The sequence below is a fragment of the Mesorhizobium sp. P2_H9 genome (assembly GCF_056403215.1).
Window position 1 is genome coordinate 95,255 of sequence record NZ_JBFUFX010000008.1, and the last position, 17,225, is coordinate 112,479.

General features: G+C 59.2%; 13 protein-coding genes and 1 tRNA gene. 10 read left to right on the forward strand and 4 right to left on the reverse strand.

Annotated features, from left to right (window positions below; translation table 11 throughout):
• The first annotated feature begins 73 nt into the window (after positions 1 to 73).
• Together AC1DXN_RS16175 and AC1DXN_RS16180 are read left to right on the forward strand one after the other, a co-directional pair.
• A complete protein-coding gene (locus AC1DXN_RS16175; protein WP_477241691.1) occupies positions 74 to 424 on the forward strand; it encodes a MarR family winged helix-turn-helix transcriptional regulator in 351 nt (116 codons plus the stop codon).
• A gap of 76 nt (positions 425 to 500) precedes the next feature.
• Positions 501 to 1,361 carry a C40 family peptidase gene (locus tag AC1DXN_RS16180; RefSeq protein WP_477274821.1) on the forward strand — a complete coding sequence of 287 codons (861 nt, stop codon included), beginning with the start codon at positions 501 to 503 and terminating at the stop codon, positions 1,359 to 1,361.
• A gap of 203 nt (positions 1,362 to 1,564) precedes the next feature.
• Here AC1DXN_RS16180 and murA read toward each other — a convergent pair whose 3' ends face one another.
• Positions 1,565 to 2,857, reverse strand: a complete 1,293-nt coding sequence (gene murA / locus AC1DXN_RS16185) for a UDP-N-acetylglucosamine 1-carboxyvinyltransferase (RefSeq protein WP_477274819.1) — start codon at positions 2,855 to 2,857, stop codon at positions 1,565 to 1,567.
• 140 nt (positions 2,858 to 2,997) lie between these two features.
• Positions 2,998 to 3,174 carry a hypothetical protein gene (locus AC1DXN_RS16190; RefSeq protein WP_477274818.1) on the reverse strand — a complete coding sequence of 59 codons (177 nt, stop codon included), beginning with the start codon at positions 3,172 to 3,174 and terminating at the stop codon, positions 2,998 to 3,000.
• A gap of 160 nt (positions 3,175 to 3,334) precedes the next feature.
• Between AC1DXN_RS16190 and AC1DXN_RS16195 the strand changes: the two genes are divergently transcribed.
• The 3 genes from AC1DXN_RS16195 to AC1DXN_RS16205 all read left to right on the forward strand — a co-directional run bounded on the left by AC1DXN_RS16195 (position 3,335) and on the right by AC1DXN_RS16205 (position 5,734).
• A tRNA-Thr gene (locus tag AC1DXN_RS16195) sits at positions 3,335 to 3,409 on the forward strand.
• Between the two features lie 175 nt (positions 3,410 to 3,584).
• The gene (locus AC1DXN_RS16200) at positions 3,585 to 5,075 is read left to right on the forward strand and encodes a hypothetical protein (RefSeq protein WP_477274816.1); all 1,491 of its coding nucleotides are present in this window, start codon (positions 3,585 to 3,587) and stop codon (positions 5,073 to 5,075) included.
• A 152-nt stretch (positions 5,076 to 5,227) separates the two neighbouring features.
• Entirely contained in the window at positions 5,228 to 5,734 is a 507-nt protein-coding gene (locus tag AC1DXN_RS16205) for a hypothetical protein (RefSeq protein ID WP_477274814.1), read from the forward strand.
• Positions 5,735 to 5,764: 30 nt separating this feature from the next.
• On the opposite strand, the gene AC1DXN_RS16210 is transcribed toward AC1DXN_RS16205, so the two are convergent.
• The gene (locus AC1DXN_RS16210; protein WP_477274812.1) at positions 5,765 to 6,541 is read right to left on the reverse strand and encodes a type IV toxin-antitoxin system AbiEi family antitoxin domain-containing protein; all 777 of its coding nucleotides are present in this window, start codon (positions 6,539 to 6,541) and stop codon (positions 5,765 to 5,767) included.
• A gap of 192 nt (positions 6,542 to 6,733) precedes the next feature.
• Between AC1DXN_RS16210 and AC1DXN_RS16215 the strand changes: the two genes are divergently transcribed.
• The 4 genes from AC1DXN_RS16215 to AC1DXN_RS16230 all read left to right on the forward strand — a co-directional run bounded on the left by AC1DXN_RS16215 (position 6,734) and on the right by AC1DXN_RS16230 (position 12,737).
• The gene (locus AC1DXN_RS16215) at positions 6,734 to 7,147 is read left to right on the forward strand and encodes an XRE family transcriptional regulator (RefSeq protein ID WP_477274810.1); all 414 of its coding nucleotides are present in this window, start codon (positions 6,734 to 6,736) and stop codon (positions 7,145 to 7,147) included.
• Between the two features lie 169 nt (positions 7,148 to 7,316).
• Positions 7,317 to 7,655, forward strand: a complete 339-nt coding sequence (locus tag AC1DXN_RS16220) for a hypothetical protein (RefSeq protein WP_477274808.1) — start codon at positions 7,317 to 7,319, stop codon at positions 7,653 to 7,655.
• A 238-nt stretch (positions 7,656 to 7,893) separates the two neighbouring features.
• On the forward strand, positions 7,894 to 10,068 hold the full coding sequence (locus AC1DXN_RS16225) for an McrB family protein (RefSeq protein ID WP_477274806.1): 2,175 nt from the start codon (positions 7,894 to 7,896) through the stop codon (positions 10,066 to 10,068).
• Complete coding sequence (locus AC1DXN_RS16230; protein WP_477274804.1) at positions 10,068 to 12,737, forward strand: hypothetical protein; 2,670 nt, start codon at positions 10,068 to 10,070, stop codon at positions 12,735 to 12,737. Before AC1DXN_RS16225 ends, AC1DXN_RS16230 begins: the two co-directional genes overlap by 1 nt.
• Before the next feature lie 255 nt (positions 12,738 to 12,992).
• Here AC1DXN_RS16230 and AC1DXN_RS16235 read toward each other — a convergent pair whose 3' ends face one another.
• The gene (locus AC1DXN_RS16235) at positions 12,993 to 14,417 is read right to left on the reverse strand and encodes an exonuclease domain-containing protein (RefSeq protein ID WP_477274802.1); all 1,425 of its coding nucleotides are present in this window, start codon (positions 14,415 to 14,417) and stop codon (positions 12,993 to 12,995) included.
• Between the two features lie 1,588 nt (positions 14,418 to 16,005).
• On the opposite strand from AC1DXN_RS16235, the gene AC1DXN_RS16240 reads away from it, so the two are divergent.
• Positions 16,006 to 17,019: a hypothetical protein gene (locus AC1DXN_RS16240; protein ID WP_477421596.1), complete on the forward strand. Its 1,014-nt coding sequence runs from the start codon at positions 16,006 to 16,008 to the stop codon at positions 17,017 to 17,019.
• Positions 17,020 to 17,225: the final 206 nt, after the last annotated feature.

Consider the following 17,225-nt stretch of genomic DNA (forward strand, 5'->3'; position numbering starts at 1 on the left):
CCTTGCGAGCAGAGCGAGCAAAGTTACCCAAGACTGAAACGGAACCGAAACAATTTGCCGTCATGCTGGCGCGATGTCGATTTCCATGCGCCCGAGCCAGGCTTTGCGACTGTGGCAGCAGGTGATGCTGTCGCAGGTGCGTGAAGACGCGCCCGATCTGACGATGCGCCAGACCGCGATCCTGTTCACCATCTATCTTGACCCGCCGCCGCATACGGTGCGCGGGCTCGCCGCCCGGCTCGCCGTAACCAAGCCGGTCATCACCCGGGCGCTCGACACGATGGGCGCGCTGAAACTGGTGTCGCGCCACCGCGACGAACTCGACAAACGCAACGTGCTGGTCAAGCGCACCGTCGAAGGCGCGCTCTTTGTCGAGCGCTTTGGCGATGGTATCATCGCCCGAGCCCACGAATTGCCCATCTAAGCATGATCCCGAAAAGTGGGAACCGGTTTTCGGAAAAGATCATGCTCAAACAAGTCAATCTGACAGAGTTGCCGATTTGACCGCCAGGGATGCCCGCCTTCACGCCTTCCGCTCCGATCTCGCCGATGCAAGGCTGAAGGGCGAGGTCACCGCGGACCATTTTGTCGCCGGCCGGCCGGCGCGCATTGCCGCCTCCGTCGCCGATGTGCGCAAGGCGCCACGCCCCGATGCCGGCGTTAACACGCAACTTCTGTTGGGCGACGACGTCCTTGTCTTCGAGGTCGCCGAGGGCTGGGCCTGGATCCAGGCCGAGCGCGACGGCTATGTCGGCTATGTCGCCGACACCATGCTGGGCGGGCGCGACCATGCGCCCACCCACATCGTCTCGGTACCGCGCACCTTTCTCTATCCGGGGCCGGATCTCAGGTTTCCCCTGAGCGGACAGCTGTCGATGGGATCGACGGTCATGGTGACAGGTGGCGCCGAAACGCGCGGCACGCACTATGCGCTGCTGCCGTCGGGCGAAGCCCTCATCGCTGGCCATCTGCGGCCTGTCGCTGAAGCTGCCGCCGACTATGTAGCGGTGGCGGAGACCTTCCTCGGCACACCCTATCTCTGGGGCGGCACCTCCGGCTTCGGCATCGATTGCTCCGGCCTGGTGCAATTGGCCATGCGCATGGCCGGCAGGAACGTGCTGCGCGATTCCGACATGCAGGCGGCTAACCTCGGCGAGCCGCTCGATCCAGGCGCGGATTTCGCCGGGCTGCGGCGCGGCGACCTTGTGTTCTGGAAAGGCCATGTCGCGGTCATGACCGACCCTGAAACAATGATCCACGCCAATGGCCATACGATGCTGGTGTCGCGCGAAGGGCTGAAAGAGGCGATCGCCCGCATCGGCTATCTCTACGGTGCCCCGACCGGGTTTCGGCGGCCTTAGCGCAAACCTTCCCTTGTCGCCCTTGTTTGGACCGGAGACATCGCGATTCTGTCCTCGAATGGCATCCCGAACCCCCTCGCGCAAAAAGCGCAAAACTGTTCGCGATGTCCTCGCACACCTGTTCGCGACGTCTCCGGTCCAAACAAAGGGGAGAAGGAAGAACGGCGGCGCCGACTTGGAGGCCGACGACTGCCGTGCGACCGTTAAGCCGAAATCCGCTCGATCACCGCGCCGCAATTGGACAGCTTTTCTTCCAGCCGCTCAAAGCCGCGATCGAGATGGTAAACGCGGTTGACCGTAGTCTCGCCTTCGGCCGCCAGACCGGCAATGACCAGCGACACCGAGGCGCGCAGGTCGGTGGCCATCACGGGCGCGCCCTTCAGCTTCGACACGCCGTCGACGATCGCGGTCTGGCCGGACAGCGTGATGTGGGCGCCGAGCCGCGCCAGTTCCTGCACATGCATGAAGCGGTTCTCGAAAATCGTCTCGGTGATGCGCGACTTGCCCTTGGCCATGGTCATCAGGCCCATGAACTGCGCCTGCAGATCGGTCGGGAAGGCCGGGAACGGCGCCGTCGTCACGTCGACCGGCGCAATGCCGGCGCCGTTGCGCTTGACGCGGATGCCGGAATTGGTCGGCGTGATCTCGGCGCCTGTCTGGGCAATGACGTCGAGCGCGGTCTGCAGCAGCTCCGGCCGAGCCCCTTCAAGCACGACATCGCCGCCGGTCATGGCAACCGCCATTGCGTAGGTGCCGGTCTCGATGCGATCGGGGATGACCCGGACGCGGGCGCCCGATAGCGACTCGACGCCGTCGACGGTGATAACAGGCGTGCCGGCGCCGGAAATCTTTGCGCCCATGGCGTTGAGGCATTCGGCCAGGTTGACGATCTCAGGCTCGCAAGCGGCGTTTTCCAGCACCGTCTCGCCCTTGGCCAGCGCCGCCGCCATCATCAGCACATGGGTGGCGCCGACCGACACTTTCGGGAAGATGTAGCGGTTGCCGACGAGGCGACCATTTTTGGTCTTGGCGATGACATAGCCGGTGTCGACGTCGATATCGGCGCCCAGCGCCTGCAGGCCTTCGAGGAACAGATCGACCGGGCGCGTGCCGATGGCGCAACCGCCCGGCAGCGACACCTTGGCCTCGCCCATGCGGGCCAGCAGCGGGCCGATCACCCAGAACGACGCGCGCATCTTCGACACCAGCTCGTAAGGCGCTGTCGTGTCGACGATGTTGCGGGCCGAGAAATTGATGGTGCGCGAATAGCCCTCATTCTGCTTTTCGCGGCGGCCATTGACCGAATAGTCGACGCCATGATTGCCGAGGATGCGGATCAGCTGCTCGACATCGGCCAGATGCGGCACGTTTTCCAGCGTTAGCGTGTCGTCGGTCAGCAGCGAGGCGATCATCAGCGGCAGCGCCGCATTTTTGGCGCCCGAAATCGGGATGCTTCCGACAAGCTGGTTGCCGCCGACAATTCTGATGCGATCCATGGAAAACGTCCCCTCGGCCCGAAAGGCCGGTTTCGTCAGTTTGAGTATCGGTCCGTCTAGACCATTGGCCGGCTTCGTTCAAGAAATAGGATTTTGTGGCATTTGGGCCAAGGGTGGCCAGCCAGTGTGGCGACTTTCAGTTAGTCCTTGTGCATTTTTTCAGCAGCGGGCAGTCCTTCCGGTCGTTGGTCGGCATCACCAGTGCGCCGCGAGCGCGACTGCGCCTTGCGTTTCTGCAGGTTGGCGCGCAATTGCTCGGCAAGCCGGTCCTTGCGGGTTGTGCTGGTGTTTTTCGCTGGAAGTCTCTTGTCGTTCATCGTTCCGTCCCGGCTGGCGACCGGCCAGCCCGCCATTCAGGGATAGCCAACATTGTGGCGCCGCCATGTCATCAAAACCTGTCCGGTGCGGCCTTTCGTACATCCGCGCACTTGGCCTTGCGCTTGCCGGTTCGATATGGCAGAAGCCCCGCCATCAGCGGCTGCGGTAGCTCAGTGGTAGAGCACTCCCTTGGTAAGGGAGAGGTCGAGAGTTCAATCCTCTCTCGCAGCACCATCCTATCCCATTGAAATCGCTCAAACCCTTGACACAGAAGGCTTTCTGTCCATTCTGACGTTACAAATTGTGTAACAAACGGACAAGATTGATGGCTGGGCGTGTTCGAAATCTCCTAAATCGAGACGGTCGCTACTTTGCTCGGCTTGTAGTTCCTAAGGACCTTCGGCCTTTCATGGACGGCAAGACAGAGCTCCGAACAGCGCTTGGGCCTGATTACAGGACGGCACTGAAGGCTCTACCAGGCGCGGTCGCCGCCCTTCAGCATAAGATCGCCCTCGGCGAGCGCCGTGCTGCGGAAGCGGGCGATCGACCCGTCGCGATCGGCCGCTACCCGTTGTCGTTCGACCAGATCGCCCTCCGCAATTACCACGATCGGCTTGCTCAAGATGAGCGGCTCAGAAATGCCGATCCGCAGTGGGCCTCCGCCTCTATTGACGATGGCAACGTAGCCCAGTTGCGACGGGGCACGGCCGGTCAATTGAACGATCGGGATCTTGCCGAATTGGTCAAAAATCGGATTGACCGTTTCCGGGCGATCGGAAACACGACTGCCGAGTTTGGAACCGAAGAGTGGCGCACACTGGCGCGAGCGATCTGCATTTCCGAATACGAGGCCCTATCCCGTGTCGCCGAAAGGGATGAGGGCGATTTCACAGGCAAGCCGACCCATCCCCTCATCGCCGAGACGAAGCCAATTGAGGATGAACTGCCACCTGTTCCGCTGAAGGGATTGCTGGTGGATTATATCACGTCACGCAAGGCAGTTGGAAAGGGCAGGGAAGCCGAAAGGCGCTGGACGCCGGTGTTTGCCAACCTGGCCAAATTCATCGGCCATGATGATGCCAGACGCCTTACAAAGCAAAACCTCTTGGAATGGCGTGATGAGCGATTGAAGACGCTGTCTGCAAAGACGGTTGCTGACGTTGACCTGGCGTCGGTGCGCACCGTCTTGTCGTGGGCCGTTAATAACGACCGCCTGGAATCCAACGTCGCCGAGAGGGTTCGGCAGGACGCGCCGAAAAAGCACCTCAGCCGTGAGAAGGGTTTTACGCTGCCTGAAGCGATTGCGATTCTCCGGAAGGCCCGCGACTACGTTCCAGCCAAAACTGACAACCCCCGGACCACCGAAGCGCCACAGACAACGGCTGCAAAGAGATGGTCTCCGCTGCTATGTGCTTTCACAGGCGCGCGCATTGCCGAAATCACCCAGCTCCGAAAGCAAGACTTCCGCATGGAAGGTGAGACCTATGTCATGCGGATCACCCCGGATGCTGGCACGGTGAAGGCAGGTGGCTACAGGGACGTGCCATTGCATCTGCAACTGGTCGAAATGGGGTTGATGAGTTTCGTCGAAGCCGCTCCGGAAGGGCCACTGTTTCATACAAACCGTAAGGATGGGATCTCAGCGGCGCGCACCGTCGCTGGCCGCGTGAGCCAGTGGCTCCAGTCCCTGGATGTAATCCCCGAAGGCGTGAGCCCGAACCATGGCTGGCGGCATCGTTTCAAAACGGTTGGGCTAGAGCTGGGGATTTCGGGTCGAATTCTGGACGCAATCCAAGGCCACGCGGGCAAGACCGCCGGAGACAACTATGGCGACGTGACGATTGCGGCAAAAAAAGCTGCGTTGGACCGATTCCCCTTTTTTGATCTTCCACCAGCATAGGTCGGAGTCCGCAGCCGGCCCGATCGAAGTGGTGCTCGACCGGCATTGGCTAGAATAGTGACAAGCGCGTCTGCTAGTCTCTAGTGGGAGACGGTGTGGGTCGAAGCCAACCATGGACGCCGAGTGGCAAGTGCAACCCCGGGGAGAGAGTCTTGAACAACAATGCCGTTGTGACATCGAGCATAATTGAAGATGCGTTCTTGATCTCCTGTCTGGTGATCGCGCTCCAGAATGTCGAGCCGGCAATCACCAGGAATCCGGAATCCGACATCTTTCTGGACGACTGCCAGGATAGCATTGAGACCATGCTCCTCAAGCGGCTTCTCGCCACCGCGGGGATGATCCGCAACATCGTATTTGAAAGATATACTCCGGAGATGAGGGACGACGAATGGAGGATGCTAGCGGAAAGAAAAGTCGGTCTGCTTCTAAGGGATGGGCGCGATGATGAGGAGCTCACGTTCCGAGAGGCCTGCAACAAGATTTTGCATCATCGGAGCTACGCCTTCCCGGCCTCGGTTCAGATCGTGGGGCTCGCATTGCAGGACTGCGCCCAATTCTCTGGAACGCAGCAGGAGCGCGAATGGCATGCAATCCTGAACTTACACCAGTTTGCGTCTGCTGCTTATTTTTGCGCTGACATCGAGAGCAGAGTCTAGTGAGGCGGAAATGAGTGTGGCGTTGTCGGGCTACGTTGCCTTGCGATGGTAAGAAGCCGAGCGCGAACCGAAGCGCCCATATTGGTGATTGTCGTAGCCATTGGCAGCCAGAGTTTCGAGGTATGGTTGCATGACGCTCCAGATGCCTGCACTGAGGGCGTAGGAAGCAATTTCAGACGGCTTTGCCTTGCCGCTGCGCAGGGCCTCGCGTAGGCCCTCGATGGCAAGGTTGATCCCGGGGCTTTGACTAAAACGCCTCCCTTCCTGCCGACGATAACGAAAGAGATCCACTACCGTCTTTGCGGGGTCGTAGATGCGCACGTTGACGCCTTCGACGGAGTGTTCCTCGATACCGGTGTTCCGCGACTTGGCTCCAAAGCGAACGAACTGTAGAGGTGGGCTATCCACTTTCGGAAGCCGATCTTTTGACCCTATCGCCATCCAGATCCGCGACGGAATGGTGTCAGTGAGTTGATGAAAGGCGAGTGCAGATCCGAGACAAATGACCCCCTTGGGGACGCGCTTGGCGGCCTCGGCAAGCGAGTGGTTGACGTCAAGTTCTGCGTCGGGAAGTTGATAGAGGCCACGGCCTAGCTGAAGCAGCTCACCTCGCTTCTGCATACGAGCTATTGTGGCTGAGGTGATCCCTTCGGCTATGAATTCGGAGAGGCGAGCTATGCCCCGCTGGCGTAGTAGGGAGATCGCTTGTTGCGAATAGCTTGGGCTCTTTTCCGACATACCCTTCTTATGATATAAAAAGTCGTATGTATCAAGGTCATATATGACGTTTTGGATCATTCCTGGCATATGAATAATCCGGCCCGCGAACTCGGGGTCCACGGTGCTCGCAGTTCTCGCGCGACAGTGCACAAGGGGATAACGAGAAGGCAAACGAAAAGCCCGAGCATTTCGCCATGCATGCAACAAAATAACCCATCAGTCGCTCGCTATAACTCACGTCATTCAGCGCTCTGCGTTGTGAGTTTGAAGGAAAGATCGATGGCAAAGCAGTCAACAAGCAGACCCTATTCTGAAACAAGGCTGGCTAAATTCGTCGAGAAACGAATTCTAGAGCTGAAGTCACGCAAGACTCAGTCGCTGATCTCAAGCGAGGCCGGCTTCGCTCAACATAACATGCTCACCAATATCAAGGCCGGCAACAGCAAGCTACCGCTCGATCGCGTCCCGGCCCTGGCAAAAGCACTTGAGTGTGATCCCGCCTTGCTTTTCATGATGGCAGTCGAGCAGCTTGGTGGCGACACGACGGAGTTGGCGATCCGGAAGATATTCGGAACGCTCGTGACCGAAAACGAGACGGCTTGGTTAGAGGAGCTTCGCAAGGCCTCCAACTACTCGGACCCGAGCCTGACGTCGAGGGCAAGGGCGGTGCTGCGCGGGATCTTCGGCAAATGACGGGCGCCGAAGATGAAATCTCGGTTGTAATCCACCGAAGGCTCACTTCAGAGGCGGCGATCACGCCGAATGAAGTCGGGTGGATCGAATTCATCAGGCTCGCTAGCAGCGACACGGATCCGGCCCCGACATTGGATCGAGTGCAGCTGCTTCGGCAAGTGTTCCAGAAATGGAGCAGCTGCCGATGAGCAAGAAGCCTTACTTCGATCCACGTTGGCTTGGCGCCTCGATCCCGGAGAAGCACTGGCATTTTCATCGTCAGCTGCTGATCCGCTACGGGATCGTTCTTGGACCCGGCGAGTTCTCGGACTTGGCTCACGACATCAAGACCGGATACGCCAAGCTGATCGAAAGGCGATCGAAAAAGACGTCCATCTACTCCGTCAGGATCGATCGGATAGGTGAACGAGTCTATGTTCTTTCGGACGGCAAGCACATCATCACGGCATGGCCGCCCGAGAAGCGGCTGAATGAGAAGCGGCGCCGAATGCGCGAGCGAGATGGCTGATGAACCGATCGACTACGGCATCTGATCATAAATGGCGATGATCAGCGGTCGGGTTTGCGTGCAGCCTCGGACATCGATCTGCCTGCAGCCGGCTCACCCCGAGTGGAAACTGGGCACCGCCATATTGTTGCGGGACCTTTGTTGTGAGACGAGTGCACACCGCGTAGACGCTACCGCAGTTTCTGGAAATGCGGCTAAGACGAACATTCTGTGATGATATCACGCCTTGGACCAGCCGTTGACCGAAAAGACAGTAACGACCGCGCCCGGAGGGAAGACCTCTCCATCTGCCGATCACGAACGCATGACAGAGCTGCGCACCGCTTGGGGTGTGGCTCTCGACGCGCCCCTTGTCGTTGTGGGCAAGCTGCGCCCGAAAGGCGAAAGGGAGGTCCTGTTTCTCGAAACGTTGGAACATCCCGCCAGCGGCAGCGGCCTCGCCTATCCCACGCAAACCGTCCCCGCCTCTGCATTTGTCCCCTTTCGGGAAATGCAGCGCGTCGGCGACCACCTGTCGCGCGAGCCGAGGTGGGCGATCGCCGAACTTGTTCTATCGCCCGACCACGAGCGGCTCAGACGCGACAATCCTCACTCTTGCATGGTGCGTCCTGGCACCTTGCGCTTTCTCGAGGAACTGCCGCCCGAATGGAACGCAACCGTGATAGGGGGCGGGGCGGCGCCGTTGCTGGCAGAGTCAGCCCGGGTTGCACTGGAGAATCGTGCCCGAACTGACAGTGGGGCCACCATCCAGCGCATTGCCAAGGAGATAGCCGAGGCCCGTGAGCATCAGGCTCGGCAACACGCCACGTTGGCCGAGGAACGCGCAACGTTAACCGAGCAATGCACTCGGATGGAGGCCGAACTCGCGCAGGGTAATGACACGCTCGCCAGCCTGCGGGCGGAAGCGCGTGACAAGACCGAGCTTCTGGACAATCTCAGCGACATCCTTCTGCAGAGGAATCAACTTATGAAAGAGCGCTTCCGTCACCTTTCGGACCTGCTAGCGCAAAAAGGCGAGCGTCTGTGCGCGCTCGGGCTGGTGGACGAGGCCGATCTCGAGGCGCTGCTGCCGACGGCGTCCAAAGCCAGCGGCCCCGAGGGACAGAGTTTTGAGGAGCTGCTCGAGGGCGACTTTACTCGCATTGCGCCTTTCCTGCAGGCCCGTATGTGGCGCGATGGAATGCTGTTCTCGCAAGCGCAACTCCGCGATTTCCTCGCGTTGGTGCGCACCCACGATCTTGTCGTGCTTGCCGGCGATTCGGGCGCGGGTAAGACCAGCCTAGTGCGCGCGGTCGCTTCGGCCATTGGCGCGCGCTGCACGGTGATCCCTGTCAAGCCGAACTGGACCGGCCCCGAGGATCTGCTGGGATATTACAACCCGATCGAGCGCCGCTATCATCCCACGCCCTTCCTGCAGGCGCTGCAGGCGGCAGAGCGCGAACCCGACGTCTTACATTTCATCTGCCTTGATGAAATGAACCTCGCGCGGGTCGAACATTACTTTGCCGATTTCCTCAGCCTGCTCGAAGCGCGCGCCGAGCCGCCCTTGATCCCGCTCTACACCTCTGATGAAGAGCGCCACACGGTGATGGAGAACGGACTTTTCCTCGCGCTCGAGGCCGAAGCGCGACAGCGCTCCGGCCTTCCCGAAGATGCGACACTGGAAGACCTGCTCAAGGACGAGACCGCGAACCGCATCCTGCACCAACTTGGCGGGTTCAAGGACGCGGAATCGGTGCTTATGCACCACGGCCGGCTGCGCCGTGCGTTGGCGGCTAGCATGCGCACCCCGACCGAGCTGCGCTTCCCAGTCAACTTGCGCATTTTCGGCGCAATCAACGTCGACGAGACTACCCATTACCTTTCGCCCAAGGTGCTCGACCGCGTCCATGTTCTGCGCTTTCGCAACCCGGTTCTGACCGATTGGGAAGCACTCGAAGCCGAGATCGAGATCTTCGATCCTGACCAGCTCTCGAAGCCGCTGCGCGTCGCTAACGAAGAGTTCGGGCTGCGCGCCGACTATCCTGTCTTCGATCGCAGGAATCCGGCTGCAGGCTTCCTGATCATACTTGCGCGTAACCATCTCGACCCGCTCGGGGTCGAGTTCGGCCTGCGCGCGATCCGCCAGTCGCTCGCATATCTGCAGGCCGCCGAAATCGCTGGGATTGACGAAGCTACTGCGCTTAACAACGTCATCCTGCACAAGGTCCTCCCCAAGCTTACACTCGACACCACGCGCACCGGCGACGGGCGCAATCGGCGCGATATCTTGATCGGCATGCGCGACCATCTGGACGCAAATCTCGACCGCAAAGCGCTTCCGCCAAATGTGGAGGATTGCGTGGCCATCCTCGACCGGTTGATCGCCGCCGCCGAGGGTAACAACGGGATTGCCAATTACTGGCTCCGCTGATGTCGATTAAAATTGCGGCGCAGTATCTTACTATCGAATGGCAAGAACCTGGACAGGCGCGTCGGGTCGAGGTTGGACCCGAGCCGGTCGAGATTGAGCGCACCGAGGACGGCACCCTACGGCTTGAGGTCGAGATCTTTCCTGAAGACCATGCTTGGCTTGGGTTGAAACTCAGCGGCGTGCTAGCGAATGCCACGCCCGCCTGGAACGCCCCTGACGGACGGCATCATCCGCTGATTGCAGTGACAGATACCGAGGGTGCACGGTGGTGGGTTCCTGCGCTGGAATGGGACGGGGACGCTAAGCGCCACCAGAATGCCTTCTACCGTAGCTTTGGAACTTTCACGGTTGCCGTCGGTGAACAATGGTTGGAAGTTGTCGCAATCACCCATGGCTGCAGCCGGGTGGTGCTTGAAGATTATCTGCGCGATTTCCAGAATGATTTGATCTGGCTCGTGCTTGGCTTTGACGGCACCGGCGCTGCCAGTGGCGCTGGGCAGCGGGCCGACCAGCCCCTTGTCGCTGCGCTTGGTGACTTCACGACCGCGCTCTCCCGCATTGCCACACGCCCGGCAAGCGAGATGCACGAGATCAGCGGTGCAGCAAGCATCGCCAAGCTTCGACCCAATGCTGCCACCTTTCGCCAGCACGCCCGCACCCCGACAGCGCCACGCCTGCCCAGCCGTCTGGCCGAGGAAAGTGCCGACATTCCGGACAACCGATTCCTGCGCCACATGACAACCATATGCACAGGCCTTGCCCGCTCGCTCGGCCAAGCCGCCGAACGTCAGACCGACTTATTAGAAGGCCGTGCTCGCGTCGAGGCGAAGCGGGGCGAAGATTACCGTCAGACTGAATTTCAGTCGGTCGACCCCGACGTATTCGATCGCCAGCTTGCCGAGACGGAAGAGCGCCTGGGCGAGGTCAAACGGTGGAGCAGCGATCAGCCGATACCGGCCGATGTGCGCCAGCAAGAATTTCCGGTTCGGCTGACCAAGGTCTATAGCAAAACCAAGGACGAATTCTTCTACGAGCGCTTGAGCCCCGGACAGCCGACCGACTACGTCAAATACAGCGTCGTGCGCCTACCGGAAGCGCTGGCTAGCTTGATCTTCGGTGTCCTGCACTTCGGCAGGGGTTATACCTTCCGCGGCACGGCGAAATCCAACATCGAAGTAAACAGCAAAGGGGAGCCATTCCGTCGGCTCGAGCTGCAGCGGGTCAGCAGCGTCGAGCCTCACAGTCAGGCCGTCGAGAACAAGCGGCGTAAACGCGCCGAGCTTGAGCAAAACGGCTGGCGCACGCGCCTGAAACCCGAGGAACGCGCGGAATACCAGAAGGCCGCCCGCACCGCCGAGATGCGGAGCGCGAAATTTCGCGAAATGGCGGAGCATGCCGAACGCGCGGGAACCACCTTGTGCGAAAGTCTGTCCGCGCTTCGTAGGATCGACCTTGGCCTGCAGGCGCTCGGCATAGGGACAAGCCCGCAAATGCCCACGGGCATGCGCTTTAGCATGCATCCCGATTACGCTGCCTGCCTCTCGGCCTATCATCGCGTGCAGGCACTGGCGAGTCGCTCGGGCTTGGGCGAGAGTGCGCTCGGGGCAGTCGAGCGTATCGGCACCATGCATGCGAGCGCACTTTATGAGCGCTGGTGCCTGGTCAAGATCCTGATCATCCTGACCACGGAATTTGGCTTCCGTCAGCCGCCGGGCTGGCAAGAGCAGTTGATCGCTGCTGTGACCGGTCCGCCGCAACCCTTCTCGCTGGTGCTCTGCCGACCTGAAATCAACTTCGGCGCACTATTCGAAGTGCAGCCCCGGCTCGGAAACGGGCGGCGGCCAGATTTTCGGGTGCGGTTTGCCCCTCTGCTCGTCAACCTCGCCCGCACGGCGACCGGCGGGCTTGCCCCCTCCGATCTCACGTCGCTTGGCGGCAGTCCAGGGCTAATCATGGACGCCAAGTTTCGCACCCGCTGGAAGCTAGGTGAAATGGAGCGCGTGCTTGAAACCCTGATCGCCCAGAAGAGGTATGACAGTGAAGGGGACAGAGTCTTTTTGCTGCACCCTGTTGCCGGAACGATGCGAGCGCCCACCTCGCCGCTCGAGTGGGGGGCGCATTGCGACTATGGCCACGATCCCAAATGCAATCACCGCCGTGGCACGATCTGGCTTGCCCCTGACGCAGGTCAGAGCGATGCGCAACGCCACCTGCGCCGGCTGATCGGTCTCGAGTTGCAGGCCAGCTTCCCAAAGCCCACCGAGATCGAGCTCATCAAGGGCCGGGAGACGATATTGAATGTTGGAGTTCCCGTTTCCCTGCACAATGGGGACGGGATATTCGACGATTTCCAGCACGAAGAGAAGAAGATTTGGATCAGCCGGAGCTTCTGCCTGTCCTGCGGCAAGGCTCACGGGCCTGAGGACATCGTGGCGAGGCGCGCCCGAAGTAATCACATCTACTGGGACCTGGGTTGCAGCGCGTGCGAGATGGCCACGACGCGCACCCACTGCTTTGGTCCGTCCTGCAACACTATCCTTTTCAAGAACCTCATCGGCGCCACTTATCACCGCACAATCGCTAACCAGCCGACGAACGTCGTCTGCCCCAGTTGCGGTGCCTATTTCGACAAGGATTGGAGCGGCGAATCCGAGCGGGACAAGGATTGATTGTTCGCACCTGCATTGCGCGCGTTTCCGTCTGCACATCGGCCGGGCCCGATTTTGCTTGCCTACGGCATGCTCAGTTGTTCTCGAGTGGCGGAGAGTCCGCGCCTGGCGAGATTCGAACTACCCGAAAGGCCGCTGTTGCCGAGAGTAGACCACCCACTCGGTGTCCGGAACGGGTCAATTTGCATCGCCCTAGCCTCCGGCGTCAAATGTCCAAGAGGGTCCGAAGTCGCTAGTCCAGGGGTGATTGGGTTCTCACCTCAGTGTTTGGTCCGCCAAAATCAGACTGGCTTCCTCTCGCCAAGCAGCCAATCTGGCAAGGTGTTCTCGCAGGATCGCCTCACGGTCCGGGGAAACATCGGTGAGCATTTCCTGGGCGTCCGCTATCGCTTCTTCAAGCGTCGTCCAACGGCCGGTCGTCTCCGTCCTCGAATGAATTCTGGCGGCAATGGCACGGGCATAGTCGGCACGCATATTTGCGGGCATGACATGAGGCGCGTCAAAGTAGATCAGTCGCCGCGACAACCCTCTAAGGCGCCGGTCTTCAAATTGCCCCGAGAGTTCAAGCCGACGCGGCCACCCCACCTCGCGGAACTCGTCAACCAGCGATTGGTCCGACCGGGAGTAGAAGCTGCCATAGATCTGCTCCTCGAGATGGGGACTCTGTGGGAAAGGAGAGCGAGCCTGCAAAACAGCTGAGATCAGCCGCTGTCGCAGACCTTCCTCACTGCGCACGAGTTCCGCTCGGCGTGCGATCTCGTCGAGCCCCAAATCGTATCCCGGAGCCTTTTCGCCGACCGTTTCGATCGGCAAGAACAAAGGCGACGCGTTGAGCTTCAGTGACGATACCGGCCTCGGCTTCGTTGCGATATGTGCCGCTAGTTCCTCGTCGGTCATCGCCGCGAGAGCTGCGGGATCTTGTCTGAGATCCAGCAGGAAGACTTCACCCGAATTGTCCGGATTGGTTCCGATGGCGGTAACCAGGATTGAGGAGCACATGCCAAAGCGCAGGCGCGTCGCGGCGAAGGCAGGGTTGAGCTCAACAAATTGGGTTGCCGATGCCTTCGAACGGTATGCCATGGCGGATTCCCAAACCACCGGCGCACGGTCCTTTATCAGGCGGGCGATATGGATGGTGGCATAAACGTCAGCCAGGGCGTCGTGGGCGTTGCCGTGGTCAAAGCCATTGGCAGGAGCCAGACGATCAAGCTTGAAGCTTGTCCGTCCCTTTTCATTGATGGGCCAATGAAAACTTTCCGGTGCGAACGTGTGTGCAGCAATCGCAAGTGGCAAGATGTCCAATCGCGAATTGCCGCCGGTGTTTGTCAGATAGATCGGCAGGAGGCTCGAATAGAAGGCCCGTCGAAGCAGCTCCTCATCAAAACTGATCGAGTTATAGCCGACCACGGTCGCGGGAGACCAAGCCGTTAAGACCTCATGAATTCGCCTGCACATCTCGTAGTGCGAAGGGATCTGCAAATCGAACAGCTGGTCGACGCTCACGCCAGTGACGACCATGGCGCCTGGCGAAGGAACTATGTGTGGGAGCAGCCGACAGCGTATCTCAAAGATGTCGATGACATTCAGATCATCATCGGTCAGAGCCGCCGCGAACTGCAGAATCTGATCGAAGGTCCGATCAGCTCCCGTTGTCTCGGTGTCGTAGAAGATAAAAGGCATCTGCCACCTGCTCGCGTTTCGACTCATGCACGATGTCCCAGCCGGGAGGCAAGGTTGCTGGGACTTGCGTTCTGACGAGATGACTTGCGACGAATCTTGAACAGGGACAGGAGCACGGAAATTGTCCTTGCCACATCGTGGGGATCACGACCGTCAGGATGGCACCATCGGCAGTCGACGCATCCCCAGAGACCTGTCCGGGCGTCCGTCTCCCATGGTTTCTATGCTAAAAGCCCAGGGAGCTTGGTCGAGACCAAACATTATCTGTGAGGGGAAGCGATCGATCTTTCGCATAGTCAGCAGGTTGGCCAAACTTAACGAGCCACGCGTCTAGCGCCCCAGGAACCAATCGACATTAATCAATGCACGATTCCAGCCGATCGAAGTCCTAGGGGCACCGCGATCCATTCATCCGGATGCCTTCTGGCGCCACCAGATCCGAAAATTCCGGAAGCGCCCATCTGAGTGGGACGTTTCAGGTCGCGACGCAGAAGCTCCTTCATTCGAATATGACTGCCAAGACTGCCACGAAAGCCAAGTCCATATCCCCTCAACCGGCCCATGTTTACCTATGGAAACATATTCCATAAAGTCAGCTTCCATCCAAAGCTAATATGTTTCCCCTAAGTTTACCCGATGTTTCCCAAAACCAGAGCTCAACAAAAAATCAGTCCGAGGGAAACATCAGCGACATACTATAACGGCTCAGACAAGCTCACCAGACGCAGCCATCGCACCCGCACGTCGCCTGTGCAGAGCAATCAACGGCACAGACCCTCAGAGCTCCCATGACAATAAGCACACCAAGAGCCAAGGCACGATCAGAAACCCAGGCACCCCAAGGCCGAATACATATTCGGCTGTCAGATGTGTTATCCTTTAAGACCGGTTCAGAGACGCTTCGCCGTGTTAAAGGCGGTCACAACCGGGAGACCGGACGGGCCAGTTGACCCGTGGTGAGATTGTCTTTGTCGCCAGAGGCGCGCTTCGCGACATTGAGAGGCTAGTCACAGATTCATCGATACGTTGGCTGTGGTGGTGAAATCCACGACCCGATTGTGAAGGCTCCACTCCCAAATGCTGGGGGCCGCCCATACCCCAAAATGTATTGGTGTGCCGGATCGGCTTCAGTTGCTGGGTGCTGCCAGATACAGGCAAGTGAATTTCGCCAAGAGAAAATCACCAAGCGAGCCGCAAGAACCAGGTATCCGCTTCGACGTGGCTCCCTCCAGCCCGCCTCCGGCAACACACCCGGCAGACGGCTATCGGGGGCCTGACCAAAGCCTCAGTCTGCGCTATACGGATACCAGAGCCGGCGGTCTACGTTACCGGTTTCGATGCGACCATATGACGGTTTACGCAACGGAAGTCCTTCGGCCCCCTCCCTGTAGACGGATCCATCACCCTCAACTAGCGTGATGTGACAGAACGACACACCTACGATCATTTATCCTGCACCGCCAAGCTCCCCAGCAAGTTTTCGCTATACGCAATTTGGCATCCCGTRCCTCGTCGGCAGCGTCAATAGACTGTGACCAAGCGCAAACATCATCCACCTTGAACGGGCACGCCGCGCGAAGGAGAACCTATGTCATCAGATCCAATCAAATCGAGAAAGCGGCTGGATGACCTCATCACAATGCGGTCTCTTGTCCACCCGAAATATCTGAGCAAGGAAGCCGAGCTCATGACCGTGAAGTGGTTTAACTATCGCTTCATGTCACCACTTGAGGCCACCATGCTGTTTGCCAAGAAATACACGACCGCCGTGCGTCGCTACGTCCGCACAAACTTCGACGTGGCGCTGGCGAATTCCGTGAATGGAGTTAGGCCATGGGTTCCTTCCAAGCGTGAAGGCTGGTTTACTCAGCTGTGGGAGGCACGACAGCGCGCTGATGAACTTTTTGTCCCTTATGAGGTGTTTTTCGCCTTCGCCTTTGAATTTGCCGGGAACCGGCAGCGCAAGTGGACGCCGCTGCCGATTCAGCTCCACGCGTCAACCAATACCGCAGAGGCCTGGTGGTCGTTGTTCCGTCCCTTTGCTATACATCACCTGGCGGTCAAACGGCACGAGCTATCCGCCCTATCTCAATATCGACTTGAGCACGACCGTGGCCTCCACGCCCAACATGAACTCCGGGAGGTCATGGCGGAGCAAATCAAGTTCGGATCAGGATCACCAGTCGACGATGTCTGCAAGGTGTCGGTAGTTAATCGACATCTGCGAGCCAGTGAGTGCATAGCGCTGTTGCCGGAGGATATTCGTGCAGACATCCGGAACCGGGTAAGACAGGAAGTCGTCAGCCGGCGATGCATCCCGACGCCCAAGGTGCAACTTGACGACGAGGATCTCCACATCAGCTGCTTTGGAGTCCACGAGAGCATCAACCCTGGGTCGACGCCTTGCAACACATGTCCGCTGTATGACGAATGTGTAGCGGCAGCAAACTTGGCGATGGTCGAGACGACTCGCAGGACGGGTTCTGGCTCTCCAATAGACGAGGCAGACAAAGAGCGTAACCGGAAGAATGTAGYGGCGTGTCGTGCAAGGCAGAGAACCAAGGCCGCTGGGTCTTTGTCCTCAACCGCAAGCTCTCCTTAACCGGGAGCTTCTCTTATTAACCGAGGCCCGTCCTCTTAACCGGAGGTTTGCGTTGTAAGCGCTCCCTATATTGTTATATACTTCTATAGTATATAACATGCGAAATGATAGGGAGCGCTTACACCTTCAACCCAACTCTGTGCTGATCTCGTCCCCGGTGGAGAGGCCGCCTGCGGCGGGGATGGCTTCGTTCGATATTGGTATTC

Coding starts and splice junctions, on each gene's coding strand:
- AC1DXN_RS16220 (WP_477274808.1), top strand. CDS start 7,317: ATGGAGCAGCTGCCGATGAGCAAGAAGCCTTACTTCGATCCACGTTGG.
- AC1DXN_RS16200 (WP_477274816.1), top strand. CDS start 3,585: ATGGACGGCAAGACAGAGCTCCGAACAGCGCTTGGGCCTGATTACAGG.
- AC1DXN_RS16190 (WP_477274818.1), bottom strand. CDS start 3,174: ATGAACGACAAGAGACTTCCAGCGAAAAACACCAGCACAACCCGCAAG.
- murA (WP_477274819.1), bottom strand. CDS start 2,857: ATGGATCGCATCAGAATTGTCGGCGGCAACCAGCTTGTCGGAAGCATC.
- AC1DXN_RS16175 (WP_477241691.1), top strand. CDS start 74: ATGTCGATTTCCATGCGCCCGAGCCAGGCTTTGCGACTGTGGCAGCAG.
- AC1DXN_RS16210 (WP_477274812.1), bottom strand. CDS start 6,541: ATGCCAGGAATGATCCAAAACGTCATATATGACCTTGATACATACGAC.
- AC1DXN_RS16235 (WP_477274802.1), bottom strand. CDS start 14,417: ATGCCTTTTATCTTCTACGACACCGAGACAACGGGAGCTGATCGGACC.
- AC1DXN_RS16215 (WP_477274810.1), top strand. CDS start 6,734: ATGGCAAAGCAGTCAACAAGCAGACCCTATTCTGAAACAAGGCTGGCT.
- AC1DXN_RS16230 (WP_477274804.1), top strand. CDS start 10,068: ATGTCGATTAAAATTGCGGCGCAGTATCTTACTATCGAATGGCAAGAA.